The sequence below is a fragment of the Streptomyces sp. NPDC055955 genome, from assembly GCF_042270245.1.
In the GTDB taxonomy this organism is placed as follows: domain Bacteria; phylum Actinomycetota; class Actinomycetes; order Streptomycetales; family Streptomycetaceae; genus Streptomyces.
On sequence record NZ_JBHJYS010000005.1, the window covers coordinates 165,780 to 179,989 of the forward strand.

The following is a 14,210-nucleotide window of genomic DNA, read 5'->3' on the forward strand; positions in this document are numbered from 1 at the left end:
CTAATCCAGCGGGCCCTCGGCCTCCGCTTGGCATCCCATGAGTACATGACACCGGACCGTGAGGACCGTCCCCCGTCGGACGCGCGCGACGAGATCGCCGAGCTGCGCGCCCGGGTCGCCCAGCTGGAGTCCGGAGGGCCGGCGCGGCCCCGGCACCGTCACCGTCTGCGCTCGTTCTTCGCGGGCCTCCTGATCGTCCTCGTGGCGATCCTGACGCCGCTCAGCGCCGTCGCGACCTGGGCCAGCGACATCGTCGGCGACACCGATCGCTATGTGGCGACGATGAAGCCGCTCGCTTCCGACCCCGATGTCCAGGCGGCCGTCACGAACCGCGTCACGAACGTCGTCATGGAGAACATCGATCTCAAGACGCTCCTCAGTGACGTGGCACCCGCCGACCGGCCGAGGCTCGAAAAGGCGCTGGGGACGCTGAGCGGCCCGCTCACCAGCGGTCTCAGCGGCTTTGTGCACAACACCGTCCAGAAGTTCGTCTCGAGCGACGAGTTCGCGAAGCTGTGGACCGGCCTCAACCGCCGTGTGCACACGGCGGTCGACAAGGCACTGACCGGGAGCGGCGGCGGCGCCGTCAAGCTCACGAACGACACCGTGACGATCGACCTGGCTCCCGTCATCGAGGAGGCCAAGCACCGGCTCGTCGACCGCGGCCTCGGCGTCGCCTCGAAGATCCCCCAGGTGCACACCGACTTCACCGTCGTGAAGTCCGACTCCATCGGAAAGATCAAGAAGGGTTTCCGGCTCCTCCAGCTCATGGGGATCTGGCTGCCGATCCTCACCCTGGTCCTCGCGGCCGTGGCCGTCCTCCTCGCCGTCCGCAAGCGGCGTGCCCTGGTGGCGATGGGCATCGCCATCGCCGTGGGCGCCGCGCTTCTCGGCATCGGCCTGTGGGCCTTCCGCGCGATCTATCTCGACGGGCTGCCCTCCGGGGTGTCGCAGCCGGCCGCCGGCGCCGTCTACGACGCGCTCGTGCGGTTCCTGCGGACGACGGTACGCATGGTGATCACCGTCGGCGTCCTGGTGGCGCTCGCCGCGTGGCTGACCGGCGAGGGCCGGGCGGCGACCCGGGTCATGGCCATGTGGCGCGGCGGCATCGGCGCGGTGCGCGACGCCGCGGGCCTCGCGGGCGGACCGGTCGGCGCGTGGGTGCACCGGGCGAAGACGTGGCTGAACTGGACGGTCGTCGTGGTGGCGGCCGTGATCATGCTGGTGTGGGACCGTCCGACGGGCGTCGTCATCGTGTGGATCGCCCTGTGCGCGCTCATCGCTCTCGCGGTGATCGAGTTCCTGGACGACGACGGAGCACCGCATCTGACGGCCACTCCCGCCGGATGAAGCCGTTGCGGTTCGGTGTCAGGCCCGCGCGGGGCGCCGCACCGCGCGGGGGCGGTACTCGACCACGGTCAGCGCCAGGGCCACGTACCGCTCCACCAACTCGTCGACGGACACCGGGCCCTCAGCCTGGTACCACTCCGCGATGGCGTTGCACATCGCGATGACCGCGCGCCGGGCGTCGTCCGGATAGGGGGTGAGGAAGATGCCCTGCGCCACGCCCCGCTCGACGACCTCGCGGAACTGCTGGGTGCCGCGCGCCTCGTTCTTCCGGTAGCGCGCCAGGTGCTCGGGCTCCAGGCTGCGCCCCTCGGTCAGCACGATGCTGCTCTTCACGGGGTGGTCGATACGGAACCGGACGGTCGCCGCGACGAGCGCCTCCAGCTGCTCGGCGGGGTCGTCGCCCGCCGCCTCCAGCGCCTCGCCGCACGCGCCGAAGTAGGCGTCGAGGCCGTCGTCGAGGATGGCGACCAGCAGGTCCTGCTTGCCCTTGTAGTAGTAGTACAGGGCGGACAGGCTCACCCCGGCGCGCTGGGCGATGTCGCGGATCGAGGTCGCGCCGTAGCCCCGCTCGGAGAACTCCTGCCGGGCAGCCTCGACGATGGCCTTGTGGCCTGCGGGTCGCGTGGACACAGCTCTCCGATCTCCTGCTCCCGTCCCGGCGCCGCGCGCACTGAACGAACGGTCGAACAGTCGTAGCGGGACGTCGCCGAGTGTACTGGCACACGCCGCGAACCTACCGCTCACAGGGCAAATGACCGGAGCAGGCACCACGGACGTCCGATTCGGGCGGCGCCGCGGCCTGCCGCGTGAGCACCGTCACAGCCACACAGGCCCCCGGGGCTGGCAGCATGCCGACCATGGGTGCTCAATACAACCAACTCGCGGTGGCGCAGCCGGATGCCACGGGCGACCGCGCGGACCTGCTTCCCCTCGGCGAGCTGCTGGGCCTCGAGGCGTCGGGCGACAGCGCCTTCACCGGCATGCCGCACCTGGGCCGGCCGCCGCGCGCGTTCGGCGGGGTCACGCTCGCGCAGGCTCTGCTCGCGGCGGGGCGCACGGTCGACGGCGGGCGGCAACCGCACTCCCTGCACGCCTACTTCCTGCGTTCGGTCGCCCCGGAAGCCTCCGTCGCGTACGAGGTGGAGCGGCTGCGGGACGGGGCTTCCTACGCGGCGCGACAGGTGGCCGCGCGCCAGGACGGCATGACGGTGCTCAGCCTCTCCGCTTCCTTCAAGAAGCCCGAGAGCGCGCTCGACCACCAGCCCCAGATGCCCGGCGCACCGTCGCCGGACGACTGCGAAGCCCCGTACGAGGTGATGGCACGGGAGCACCCGGAGCGCTACGCGGAATCCGTCATCCCCCGCGCGGTCGACCTGCGGCTCGTCGAGGCGGACGCCGATGAGCTGGCGGCGCGGGCCGACGGCATGTCGCGGCGTCGCTGCTGGCTGCGGGCGGCGCGGCCGCTGCCCGACGAGCCGCTGCTGCACACCGCCGCACTCGCGTACCTGTCGGACCTGACGATCTCCCCCACGGCCGCGCTGCCCTGGGAGCCGCACGGCGCGCGAAGCGCCCGCCGGTCGAGGGTGATGCTGGCGTCCCTGGACCACGCCATGTGGTTCCACCGCCCCGCGCGCGCCGACGCCTGGCTGCTGTACGCCCAGCACACCACGAACCTGTCGGACGGCCGCGCGATGTCACGCGGTGAACTCTGGTCGCAGGACGGCCAGTTGGTCGCCTCCGTGCTCCAGGAGGCGCTGATCCGCCACCGGCCCGCAGCCACCTGACCCACCTGCCCCCGCAGCACAACCGGAAGGAATCCACTCCCCATGCTCGACTTCACCTGGGGCGCCGGCACCGGCCTGGACCGCATCCGCACGCTCGCCGAGGAGCTGGCGCACTCGCCGCACGTCCCGTACACACAGTTCGGCCTGAGCATCACCCAGGTCGACAAGGGGCGGGTGGAGATGGCATGGACCCCCGGTGACTCCCTCCTCAACCGGGGCGGTGTGGTGCACGGCGGCTTCATCGCGACCGCGCTCGACGAGGCGTGCGGCGCCACCGTCATGTCCGGGAGCGAACCGCTGACGCCGTTCCTGACGATGAGCCTGAACATCGAGTACCTGCGCCCCCTCCGGGCGGGCGCCACGTACAAGGTGGTCGGGACGGTGCTCAAGCCGGGCCGCCTCCGGACGCTGGTGCGGGCCGTCGTCGAGGACGCGGCGGGCAGGCTGTGTGCGGAGGGCACCGCTTCGATGACACCCAACCGGGCTCTGCTGCAGACGTCTGGACAGGCACCGACCGGGACCGTAGCTTAACGAATGTTCTGACTGCACGCCCGTCGCACCCGCCGACAAGGGAGTTGCCGCGTGATCCGTCGCCATCCGAAGGGCATGCCGGCCCGCCTCTCCTACCCCGAGGCGTCCGTCGGGGACATCCTCGCCGGCTCGGCCAGGAGATACCCCGACCGGGTCGCCCTGCGGGACGGCGACGACACGCTGACCTACGCGGAACTCCACGCACAGTCGCTCCGCTTCGCGCGGGGACTGCGCGAGCGCGGCATCACCGAGGGCGACGTGGTGGCACTCCATCAGCCGAACTCCCTCTGGTTCCCGCTCACTTACTACGGGATCCTGCTGGCCGGCGCCGTCGTGGCGCCCCTCAACCCCACTCTTCCCCCGGCGGCCCTGCGCGCCCAGCTGGACGAGGCGGGGGCCCGGGCGGCCGTGACGCACCCGGCCACGGCACCGGCGCTCCTCGCCGCCGGTACCGACGGGCTCGAACTGGTCACCGTCGTACCGCCGTCGGCCGTCGCGCCAGGCGATCGGGCGCACCTGGACGGCACAGTGCCGCTCACCGAGCTGCTGGCGGGCGACCCGGAGCCCGGCCCGCGCGTCCCGTCCGACGCGGTCGCCCACCTGTCCTTCACGGGCGGCACGACGGGGCGCTCGAAGGCGGTCCAAGTGCTGCACCGTCATGTCGTGGCGAACTGCCTCCAGTTCACCTGCTGGCGCGCGGCCGCCGTGCCCGCGGTGGACTCCGACGGAGGCATCTTCCTCGACCCGGTGGCCGAGGCCGCCACCGAGTACACGAACCGGCCCGGACAGGGTGTCTCGATCGCCGTCGCGCCGTTCTTCCACGCGATGGGCCTGGTCGGTCAGTCGATCGGCGTACTCGCCGGGCTGACGAGCGTCCTCGCCGGCCGTTTCGACCCCGAGCGCTTCCTGGAGCTGGCCGAGAAGTTCGGAGCCACCCAGATCGCCGGGTCCCCCGCGCTCTTCCACGCCCTGCTCGCCGCCCCCGCCGCACAGGGCCGCGCACTCCCCGCGGTCCGCGTGGTCAACTCGGGCGCCGCGCCCATCGACACGACGACACTACGGGCCCTGCGGACGCTGTTCCCCCGCGCGTGCGTCGTGGAGGGCTACGGACTGACCGAGGCAACCATGGGCGTCACCTCGGGGATCGTCGACCCCGACGACCCGGTCCCGATCGGGTCGGTCGGCCTGCCGGTCTTCGACACCGAGGTCGAGATCCGCGACCTCGTGCAGACCGGGAGATGCGTGCCCGACGGCGAGACGGGCGAGCTGTGGGCCCGCGGTCCGCAGATCACCGCGGGTTATCACGGCCACCCGGAGCTGACGGCCGAGCAGTTCGTCGACGGCTGGCTGCGCACCGGCGACCTGGCGCGGTGCGACGAGCGCGGCCACGTCTACATCGTGGGCCGGGCCAAAGACATGCTCATCTACAAGGGGTACAACGTCTATCCGGGCCAGCTGGAGGAGATACTCAGTGGCCATCCCGCGGTCGCGCAGGTCGCGGTGATCGGGGTTCCCGCGCCCGACGCGGGCGAGATACCGGCGGCGTACGTCGTGGCGCGTCCTGATGCCTCACCCGCCCCCGGCCCGGCCCTCGCGCAGGAGCTGATGGCGCACGTGTCCGCCCGTGTCGCGCCGTACCAGCGGGTGCGCGAGGTGCGGTTCCTGGAGGCACTGCCCACCTCGGCCGCGGGGAAGGTCCTGAAGGCGGACCTGCGACGAGCACACAAGGCATAGCTTTAACGAACGTTCAACACGTCCGGCGCCGGGTCCCCCGATCGGTGACGACCCGGCCCCACCCCTCTCACACCTCCCCCGCACCTCCCTCACACCCCCGGCCGCCCCGGGTCGCATGGCCGGCGGTGTTCCGGGAAGGCGACCACCGTACGTGCCTGCCCCATCACCCGTTCGGGCTAACCCGAGATGTCGTGGAGCTGATCCGCACGCACGTTTGGAATGTAGAGCCCGTGGGGTGCGTACCCGTCGGCACCGCGCCGACGACCGGACGGGCGCCGGGGAGGTGCGTGATGCCAGAGATTTCCGTGGACGTCCACATCGGCCGATCCGTCACTGAGGTGTACGACTTCCTTTCCGACGCACGGAATCTCGAACTCTGGTTCTCAGGAGTCGACAGTGTCACCGAGAGCGCAGAGCCCGCAGGTCCCGGCGTGGTCCACGTGTACCGCTTTCCCGGACGCCATCGGGACCAGCTCCTGCAGTGCGTGGCGTACGTCCCGGGCGAGCACCTCGTCTACCGCGGCGACCGGATGTGGAACCCCCTCGGCGCCCAGACGCCGATGTACTCGTTCACGCTCTCCCCGCGCCCCCGCGGCACCCTTCTGCGCCTCACGGTGCGGTGCCGCCTGACAGGCGCGCTGACCCTGCTCGCGCCCGTGGTCGCCATGGCCTGGCGGCGCGACCTGCCGAGGGACGTGCGCCGGCTGGGCGAACGCCTCGGCGCCCCGCACTGCCACGTCATATCCGCCCCGAGGCGCGTACGCCTGCCCATATCCGTGTCCACCCCGACCACCGCCACACCCACGACCGTTCGACCGGCCCTCGCGCCGCCCGCCCCACCACGGCCGCAGCTCCGTCCTGAGCCCCGCTCTGAGGCCCGCCCCGAGGCCCACCCCGAGGCCCGCCCAGAGGCTCGCCCCGAGCCCCGCCCCACCTCGGTCCCGGCCGCCAAGGAACGCTCGCCGCGCCCCGCGGCGTAAGGCGCCCCGAAGCCATCCGCAGGAAATTGCCGTGCGGCGGGGGCGACCCGGCCAGTAGCGTCCTCACCCATGACTCCTCCTCGCATACGTCCTGCCTACGACGCCGACGAGCGGACGCAGTTGGTCGCCTGGCTGGACATGCAGCGCGCCGTCGTCGAGTGGAAGTGCGAGGGCGTCTCCGAGAAGGACGCCCATCGCCCCGTGCTCCCCGCGTCCCCCGCCATGACCGTGGCGGGGGTCGTGTCACATCTGCGCTGGGTCGAGCACTGCTGGTTCGAGGTCATGCTGATGGGCGGCGCGGCCGAGGGACCCCAGTTCGACGACGGCCCCGAGGACGCCGACATGCTCGTCGACGACGTCCCCCTCGACCAGCTGCTCGGCGAGTACGCGCGCCAGTACGCCCGGTCGAACGAGATCACCGCCGCGCACTCCCTCGACCAGGCGGGCCGCCACCCCGACTTCCGTGCCGGGTCGGCGAATCTGCGGTGGATCCTCCTGCACATGATCGAGGAGACGGCCCGGCACGCCGGTCACCTCGACGCGATCCGTGAGCTCCTCGACGGCGAGAAGGGCTACTTCTGACCCGGGGCGTCCGACGGTCTGCGGGGCCCTGTGCGGGCGCCTCGCGCGACCTGCGAGACTGTCGCCATGTCCAGTCCGGTCCGTACCTCCGCAGCAGGCGAGGGCCTACGCGCGAGGCGCCGCCGCGAGACCGAGCACGCGATCCACGCCGCCGCGGTACGGCTGGTCGAGGGGCACGGCGTGGCCGGGGTGACGGTCGACATGATCAGTACCGCCGCCGGGATCTCACAGCGCACGTTCTTCAACTACTTCCCGAGCAAGGAGTCGGCGCTCACCATCGGCCCGCCCCCGCTGCCGGACGCCCTCCACCGGCGCCTCGCGCACGGCGACCCGGCTCCCCGGGCGACGCTCACCGAACTGCTCGACGTCCTGTCCGCACACATCACCGACGACGTCGTGCCCGACCGCGAACTCGTCCAGGCCACTTTCCGGATCGCCGACCGGCATCCCGAACTGCGGGCGGCCCTCCACGCGCGGTTCGACGCCTTCGAGGAACAGGTCAGGGAGGCGGTGACCGAACGGATGGCCGCCCCTCCGGCCGACCCCCGGCCCCGCCTGCTCACCGGCATCGCGCTCGCCGTGACCCGCACCGCGCTGGAGCAGTGGTCACTGGCCGCCGCCGGCGACCACGCCTCCCCCGAGCCGGACCTCCGGCAGTGCGTCGACCTGCTGCACACCCTCATGCCGAAACCCTGAAGCGCGCCGACACGGCCGTCACCGTTCGTCGGCGAGCTGCTGCGCGCGGGCCGTCAGGTCCACCTTCCGGATCTTCATCGTCGTCGTCATCGGCATCTCGTCGACGATCTCGACGAGGGGAACCTTGTAGGTCGCCATGCTCTCGCGCGCCCAGTCACGTAGCACCGCGGCCTCCACCGCACCCTTGTGACGCAGGGTCACAAAAGCCACCGGGATCTGGCCCTTCGACGGGTCGTCGGCCGGGACGACGGCGGCCGTGTGCACGTCCGGGTGACGGCACAGCAGCATCTCGACCTCCGCGGGGAAGACGCTCATGCCCTTCACCTTGATGAGGTCCTTGTCGCGGCCGAGGTAGTGCAGGCAGCCGTTGTCGTTGATCCGTCCGTTGTCCCCGGTGTGCAGCCAGCCGTCGCGCAGTTGCCGCGCCGTGGCGTCGGGCTTGTTCCAGTAGCCGTTGGTCACCGAAGGGCTGCGGACGACGATCTCGCCTGCCTCGCCGAGCGGCAGCGGTTCACCGGTGACGGGCGAGACCACGGCGATGTCCGTGCCGGGCATGGGCAGTCCGCAGAAGACGGGTTCGGCGTGCAGATCCAGGTCATCGTCCTGGAACCCGTAGGGCGTCACGTCGATCGTGTGCGTCTCGGTCATGCCGTACGCGGCCTCGCGCAGGACGGAGTGGGCGCCCGCGGCGGCCGCCCAGCGCCGCCGGACAGCGACGTCGAGCTTGCGGATGAACGAGGTGCAGAGCGGGTCGACGAGGGAACTCAGGTCGCACGAGGCGAATTCGGGCCGGTCGAGAAGTTCGAGGTAGTTCTCCACGGTGCCGACCATCGTGGTGACCTTGTGCGCGTCGATCGCCCGCAGGACGCGGGCCGGGTCCCAGCGGGGCATGAGGACCGAAGTGCCGCCCAGCATCAGGGGGTTGAGGATGCCCAGATCCTCGCCCGCGATCCAGAAGACGGGGATGTAGCACAGGACCACCACCTCGCCGTCGGCCGTCTGACGGGTGGCCGCGGCGCTGGTGGCGATGGTGTAGATCATGTGCCGCTGGGTGTGCATACAGCCCTTGGGGAGGCCGGACGTGCCGCCCGTGTAGTTCAGCGCGGCCAGGGCGTCGAGGTCGGCCGGGGCGCCGTCGACCGGCTCGTGCGCCACGGCCTGCGCCCACGTGTGGACCGCGAGCCCCTCGATCGTCGCGGCCTCCGGCGCGGTCGCGGCCGAGGCCATCTCGGTGAGCGCGGTGACGAACACCCTGCGCACCGCGGTCTGTTGACGTACGGAGGCGAGCAGCGGGAGCGAGGTGTCGAGGGTGATGACGGTCTCGGCGCCGCAGTCCTGAAGTTCGTAGGCGAGTTCGACGCCCTGGAACATCGGGTTGACCGGCACGTGCACCGCGCCGAGGCGCAGCACGGCCAGGAAGGCGATCAGGAACTGGGGGCAGTTGGGCAGGTGGACGGCGACCCGGTCGCCCGCGCCGACCCCCTCGGAGGCGAGGCGTCCCGCCACGCGGCGGCTCAGCTCGTCCAGTTCGCGGTAGGTGACGGTGCGGCCCTCGAAGACGACCGCGGCCCGGTCGGGGCGCAGCCGCGCCCAGTGCGCGACATGGTCCGGCACGGAGATCTCGCCGAGCGGATACACGACGTCGGACGGTGTGCCGTGCGGGCGGACCCGGGCCTGACGGGCGCGCAGATCCTCCAGGTACTCCTCGATCTTCATGCGGCTCCTCGGTTGTTGTCCCGACCTGACCTGCTCGGACCTTCACCGCACGGGCGTCACCACGTGTCCACGAAGCGACGACGGGCGTGCCCCTCGGGCGGGTGCGGGTGCGGATGCGTGGGGTGCTGGGCGAACGTCGTGCTGATCCAGCGGCGGGTGTCGGCCGGGTCGATCACGTCGTCGACCTCGAAGGTCGTCCCGGCATTGAGCGCCTTGCCCTGCTCGTACTGCTGCGCGAGCAGCGCCTCGTACGTGGCCTGGCGCTCCCGCGGGTCGGAGATGGCTTCGAGTTCGCGGCGGTAGCCGAGCCGGACGGCGCCTTCGAGGCCCATCGGGCCGATCTCGCCGGTGGGCCAGGAGACCATCGCCGTGGGGGCGCGGAAGCCGCCGCCGGTCATCGCCATCGCGCCGAGGCCGTACCCCTTGCGCAGGACGGCGGAGAAGACCGGCACGCCGAGGTGGGCACCGGCGACGAAGAGCCGGCTGAAGTGCCTTACGGTCGCGGTCTTCTCGGCGTCCGGGCCGACCATGAACCCCGGGGTGTCGCACAGGGTGATCACGGGCAGGCCATGGGCGTCGCAGAGCTGCAGGAAGCGGGCCATCTTGTCGGCGGCGTCGCTGTCGATGGCGCCGCCCAGATGCTGGGGGTTGTTGGCGACCAGGCCCATCGGCCGCCCCTCGACCCGTACGAGTGCGGTGATGACGCCGACGCCGAACTCGCGGCGCAGCTCCAGGACCGAGCCGGTGTCGGCGAGGAGGGTGACCGCCTCCCGGACGTCGTACGCGCGCAGCCGGTTCGCGGGCACGACGTGCCGCAGGAGGCGCTGGTCCGCGCAGTCCCAGTCGCTCAACTCCCCCTGGAAGTAGGAAAGGTACCTCTTGGCGACCGTCACGGCCTCGGCCTCGTCGTCGACCAGGATGTCGACGACGCCGTTCGGGACCTGGACCGGCATCGGTCCGACCTCCTCGGGCAGGAACTGCCCGAGTCCGCCCGCCTCGATCATCGCGGGGCCGCTCATGCCGACGGTGGCGTCGGCGGTCGCGATGACGACGTCGCAGCAGCCGAGGAGCGCGGCGTTGCCCGCGAAGCAGCGACCGGCGACGATGCCGACCGTCGGCACCTGGCCGCTGAGGCGGGCGAGGGTGGCGAACGTGGGGACGTCGAGTCCGGCGACGGCCATCATGTCGGTGTCGCCGGGGCGTCCGCCGCCGCCCTCGGCGAAGAGCACGACCGGGATCTGCTGCCGCTCGGCGAGTTCGAGCATGCGGTCGGTCTTCTTGTGGTTGAGCAGCCCCTGCGTGCCGGCGAGGACCGTGTAGTCGTACGCGAGGACGGCGCACTGGCTGCGCCGGTCGCCGAACCGGGCGCCGTTGATCCGGGCGACGCCGGTGACGATGCCGTCGGCCGGTGTGGCGGCGATCAGGTCGTCGAGGGTCCGGCGGCGACGCTGCGCGGCGATCGCCAGGGCGCCGTACTCGGTGAAGGTGCCCGGGTCGCAGAGGTCGGCGAGATTCTCGCGTGCGGTGCGGTGGCCGGTGCGCCTGCGGCGCTCGACGGCCTGTGGCCTCGCCTCGTCGAGCGTGACGCGATGGCGCTCGACGACCTCGGCGAGGTCGGGCCTGATGACATCGAGATCGACCTCGGCCGCCGCCTCGTCGACGCTCTCCTCGCCCTGCGACGGTGCGAAGACGACGAGTTCGGCACCGGCGGGGACCACGTCCCCGACGCGCGCGCGGACCTCACGCACCACTCCCGCACGCGGCGCCGTGAGGACGTGTTCCATCTTCATCGCCTCGAGTACGACGAGTGGCGCGCCTGCCGCGACCTCGGCGCCCGGCTCCACGCAGACGTCGACGACGCTGCCCGCGGAGAGCGCGGTGAGGGCCGAGCCGTGCCTGTCCGGGGAAGGGGTGGCTCCCGGTACGAGCTTGTCGAGGTGTTCGTTGACGAAGGCGGTCGTCACCGTGCCGTCCCGGAAGGCCTCGTGGCGCAGGACGGCACGAAGGAGCGGCAGATTCGACGGGACTCCGCAGACCGTGAACTCGCCGAGCGCTCCGGCCGCCTTCGCGGCCGCGTCGGCGAAGTCGCCCCGGACCGTACGAGTGATCACCTTGGCGACGAGGGAGTCGTACGAGCCCTTGATCTCCAGGCCCGAGCGGCCGTGGGTGTCCACGCGCACGCCGGGTCCGCCGGGTGCCTCGAAGGCGGTCAGCGTGCCCTGCGAGGCGCGGGCCGTGCCGTCCGCGGACAGCTCTTCGAGGTTGACGCGGGTCTGGATCGCGAAGCCGCGCGGCTGCGGGACGTCCTCCTGGAGGAGGCCGAGTTCGGCGAGGGACCTGCCCTGGGCGAGGCGCAGTTGGGTGGCGACCAGGTCCACGCCGGTGAGTTCCTCGGTGATGGTGTGCTCGACCTGGAGGCGCGGGTTGGTCTCGATGAAGTAGTACGCGTCGGGGTCGTCCGCGTCGACGAGGAACTCGAAGGTCCCGAGGCCGAGATACCGGGTCGCCGAAGCCATCGTGACCGCGGCCTCGATGAGCCGGTCGCGGGTGTCCGCGGAGAGCCACGGGCTGGGCGCGACCTCGATCAGCTTCTGGTTGCGGCGCTGCACCGAGCACTCCCGGTCCCACAGGTGGGTCACCTGGCCGGTGCCGTCCCCGACGACCTGGATCTCGATGTGCTTGGCGCGGGGCAGCAGCTGCTCGACGTAGACGTCGCCGTTGCCGAAGGCGCGCGCGGCCTCGGAGCGGCAGCGCTCATGGGCCCAGGCGAGGTCCGCCGCGTCGTGCACGGCGCGCATGCCGCGGCCGCCTCCCCCGGCGACCGCCTTCACCATGACGCCGTCGCGCACGCCGGCTAGGAACTCCGTGGCCTGGGCGAGCGAGGTGGGGGCGCCGGTCGCCGCGAGGACGGGGACGCCGTGCCGGGCGGCGAGCGCCCGTGAGCTCGCCTTGTCGCCGAAGAGGGCGAGGAGCTCCGGGGTGGGCCCCACGAAGGTCAGTCCCGCCTCGGCGCACGCCCGCGCGAAGTCGGCGTTCTCGCTGAGGAACCCGTAGCCGGGATGGACCAGATCGCAGTCCGCGCGCCCGGCGATCCCGACGATCTGGCGCGCGTCGAGATAGGCGGCCACGCCCTCGCCCGTGAGCAGGTGGGCCTCGTCGGCGAGCCGCACATGGGCCGCCGAGCGGTCGTCCGCGGAGTGCACGGCGACGGTCCGCAGACCGAGCGCCGACACCGCGCGGTGGATCCGGACCGCGATCTCGCCCCGGTTGGCGATCAGCACACCTGACATCGGACGTCTCCTTCACGGGCCCGTGACGGGGGCCTTCTGTACGTGACGGCTTCGGGCTGCGCAGGGCGGCTCCGGGCATGCCGGACCTGCCGACGCGCCGGTGCGTTGACGCTGGTGTCAACGTCCATGGCGGGCCCAGTCTGCGTTGACGCCGTCGTCAACGTCAATAAGCTGGGGCCATGCCGATCGCGAGAAACTCCTGGACCGTGCGCGACAAGCTGGACCGCCAGGACAGCGCCACCCGCGCCCGGCTGCTCACCGCGGCCCGCGCGGTCTTCGAGCAGCGGGGCTACGCGCGCACGACGATCGCCGACATCACGGCGGAGGCCGATGTGGGCCGCGCCACGTTCTACGTCTACTTCGCCTCCAAGCAGGACGTCTTCGCCGTGCTCGCCGCCGACCTGCGCGACCGGTTCCTCGCGGCGCAGGAAGCGGCGGACCCCGAGGCCGAAGACCCCTACCTGCTCGCGGAGCGGACCAACGCGGCGTTCCTGGACGCCTACGTGGACAACCTCGCGTTCATGACCGTGCTCGACCACCAGTCGCTCACGGATCCGGCGATGCGCGTACTCCGCGACGAGATCAGCGACCGCCCCCGCGGACGCACCGCGCGCTACATCGCCCGCCTGGCGCGCCAGGGCCTGGCCGAGCCCGCCGGTTCACCGGAGTCCGTGGCCACCGCAGCGGCCGGTATGGTCGCCGGCTTCGCCCGGGCCGTCGCCGCCGACCCGGCCTGCCGGGACCGGGCGGTCGCCGACCTGACAGCGATGTATCTGCGGCTGCTCGGCCTCACGCCCCGCGCAGGCGCCACGCCCACCGGCCGCGACTGACCCCACGCCCCTGTACCCCGTCCATTCGGCCCACGCCCGCTCGCGCCACGCCGCCGCCCCTGTGTTGGCTTGAGCCAGGCATCCGGACGGAGGGGGACATTCCTCAATGGAGACACCACAGACGCCCTATGGCCAGGACCCCGGCTACGGGCAGGATCCGCACCAGCTCTACGGGCCCGATCCGGCGCACCCCTCCTACCCCGCGTACGGGACGTACGTCGACAGCCCACCGCCTGCGCCCCCGCAGTCGCGCGTCGACGCCCGCAAGATCTGGTCCGGCGGCCTGATGACCGCCATCGTCGCCGCCCTGACCGCCGTGGCCGGTGTCCTCCTCGTCCGCGGTGTCCTCGGCGTCGCCGTGTTCGCTCCGGAGCGCGACGGCGCGATGGGCGACGCGTCCACCGGCCTGCTCGCGGGCGGCTCCGCCGTGGCGGCCCTCGTCGCGACGCTGCTTCTGCATCTCCTGTGCCTGGGCACACCGCAGCCCGGGCGGTTCTTCTCCTGGATCGTCACGCTGGCGACGCTCGTCATGGTGCTGCTGCCCTTCACCACGTCGGTGCCCCTCGTGACGAAGGTGGGCACGGCCGCCGTCTATCTCGCCGTCGGACTCACCATCGGCATGCTCCTGACCCCCGTGGCGCGCGGCGCGGTGCGCAGCAGCTGACCGACGTTCCCTGCCCCGGCTGCGGGTGGGCGACCGCCCCACGGCTACCGTTG

Annotated in this window: 12 protein-coding genes; 9 read left to right on the forward strand and 3 right to left on the reverse strand. The window is 72.0% G+C overall.

Annotation, left to right across the window (positions count from 1 at the left end; all coding sequences use genetic code 11):
- The first annotated feature begins 45 nt into the window (after window positions 1-45).
- A complete protein-coding gene (locus ACFC96_RS11805; RefSeq protein ID WP_376611757.1) occupies window positions 46-1,350 on the forward strand; it encodes a hypothetical protein in 1,305 nt (434 codons plus the stop codon).
- Window positions 1,351-1,368: 18 nt separating this feature from the next.
- Here the strand turns inward: ACFC96_RS11805 and ACFC96_RS11810 are convergent, their stop codons facing one another.
- Window positions 1,369-1,980: a TetR/AcrR family transcriptional regulator gene (locus tag ACFC96_RS11810; protein WP_376253228.1), complete on the reverse strand. Its 612-nt coding sequence runs from the start codon at window positions 1,978-1,980 to the stop codon at window positions 1,369-1,371.
- A 227-nt stretch (window positions 1,981-2,207) separates the two neighbouring features.
- Between ACFC96_RS11810 and ACFC96_RS11815 the strand changes: the two genes are divergently transcribed.
- The 6 genes from ACFC96_RS11815 (at window position 2,208) to ACFC96_RS11840 (ending at window position 7,657) form a co-directional block, all read left to right on the forward strand.
- On the forward strand, window positions 2,208-3,134 hold the full coding sequence (locus ACFC96_RS11815; protein ID WP_376611759.1) for an acyl-CoA thioesterase: 927 nt from the start codon (window positions 2,208-2,210) through the stop codon (window positions 3,132-3,134).
- Between the two features lie 42 nt (window positions 3,135-3,176).
- Window positions 3,177-3,665 (forward strand): PaaI family thioesterase, encoded by a 489-nt coding sequence (locus ACFC96_RS11820; protein WP_376611760.1) that lies wholly within the window; start codon window positions 3,177-3,179, stop codon window positions 3,663-3,665.
- 51 nt (window positions 3,666-3,716) lie between these two features.
- Window positions 3,717-5,399, forward strand: a complete 1,683-nt coding sequence (locus ACFC96_RS11825; RefSeq protein ID WP_376611762.1) for a class I adenylate-forming enzyme family protein — start codon at window positions 3,717-3,719, stop codon at window positions 5,397-5,399.
- Window positions 5,400-5,689: 290 nt separating this feature from the next.
- Window positions 5,690-6,379, forward strand: coding sequence for an SRPBCC family protein (locus tag ACFC96_RS11830; protein ID WP_376611764.1), 690 nt, complete (start codon window positions 5,690-5,692; stop codon window positions 6,377-6,379).
- A 69-nt stretch (window positions 6,380-6,448) separates the two neighbouring features.
- Window positions 6,449-6,961, forward strand: a complete 513-nt coding sequence (locus ACFC96_RS11835; protein WP_376253218.1) for a DinB family protein — start codon at window positions 6,449-6,451, stop codon at window positions 6,959-6,961.
- A gap of 66 nt (window positions 6,962-7,027) precedes the next feature.
- Window positions 7,028-7,657 carry a TetR family transcriptional regulator gene (locus ACFC96_RS11840; protein WP_376253215.1) on the forward strand — a complete coding sequence of 210 codons (630 nt, stop codon included), beginning with the start codon at window positions 7,028-7,030 and terminating at the stop codon, window positions 7,655-7,657.
- A gap of 18 nt (window positions 7,658-7,675) precedes the next feature.
- On the opposite strand, the gene ACFC96_RS11845 is transcribed toward ACFC96_RS11840, so the two are convergent.
- Window positions 7,676-9,373: an AMP-binding protein gene (locus ACFC96_RS11845; RefSeq protein WP_376611766.1), complete on the reverse strand. Its 1,698-nt coding sequence runs from the start codon at window positions 9,371-9,373 to the stop codon at window positions 7,676-7,678.
- 56 nt (window positions 9,374-9,429) lie between these two features.
- Window positions 9,430-12,663, reverse strand: a complete 3,234-nt coding sequence (locus ACFC96_RS11850) for a carboxyl transferase domain-containing protein (RefSeq protein ID WP_376611768.1) — start codon at window positions 12,661-12,663, stop codon at window positions 9,430-9,432.
- 179 nt (window positions 12,664-12,842) lie between these two features.
- Between ACFC96_RS11850 and ACFC96_RS11855 the strand changes: the two genes are divergently transcribed.
- Entirely contained in the window at window positions 12,843-13,493 is a 651-nt protein-coding gene (locus tag ACFC96_RS11855; RefSeq protein ID WP_376611770.1) for a TetR/AcrR family transcriptional regulator, read from the forward strand.
- A 106-nt stretch (window positions 13,494-13,599) separates the two neighbouring features.
- Window positions 13,600-14,157: a DUF6069 family protein gene (locus ACFC96_RS11860; protein WP_376611772.1), complete on the forward strand. Its 558-nt coding sequence runs from the start codon at window positions 13,600-13,602 to the stop codon at window positions 14,155-14,157.
- The last annotated feature ends 53 nt before the right edge of the window (window positions 14,158-14,210 follow it).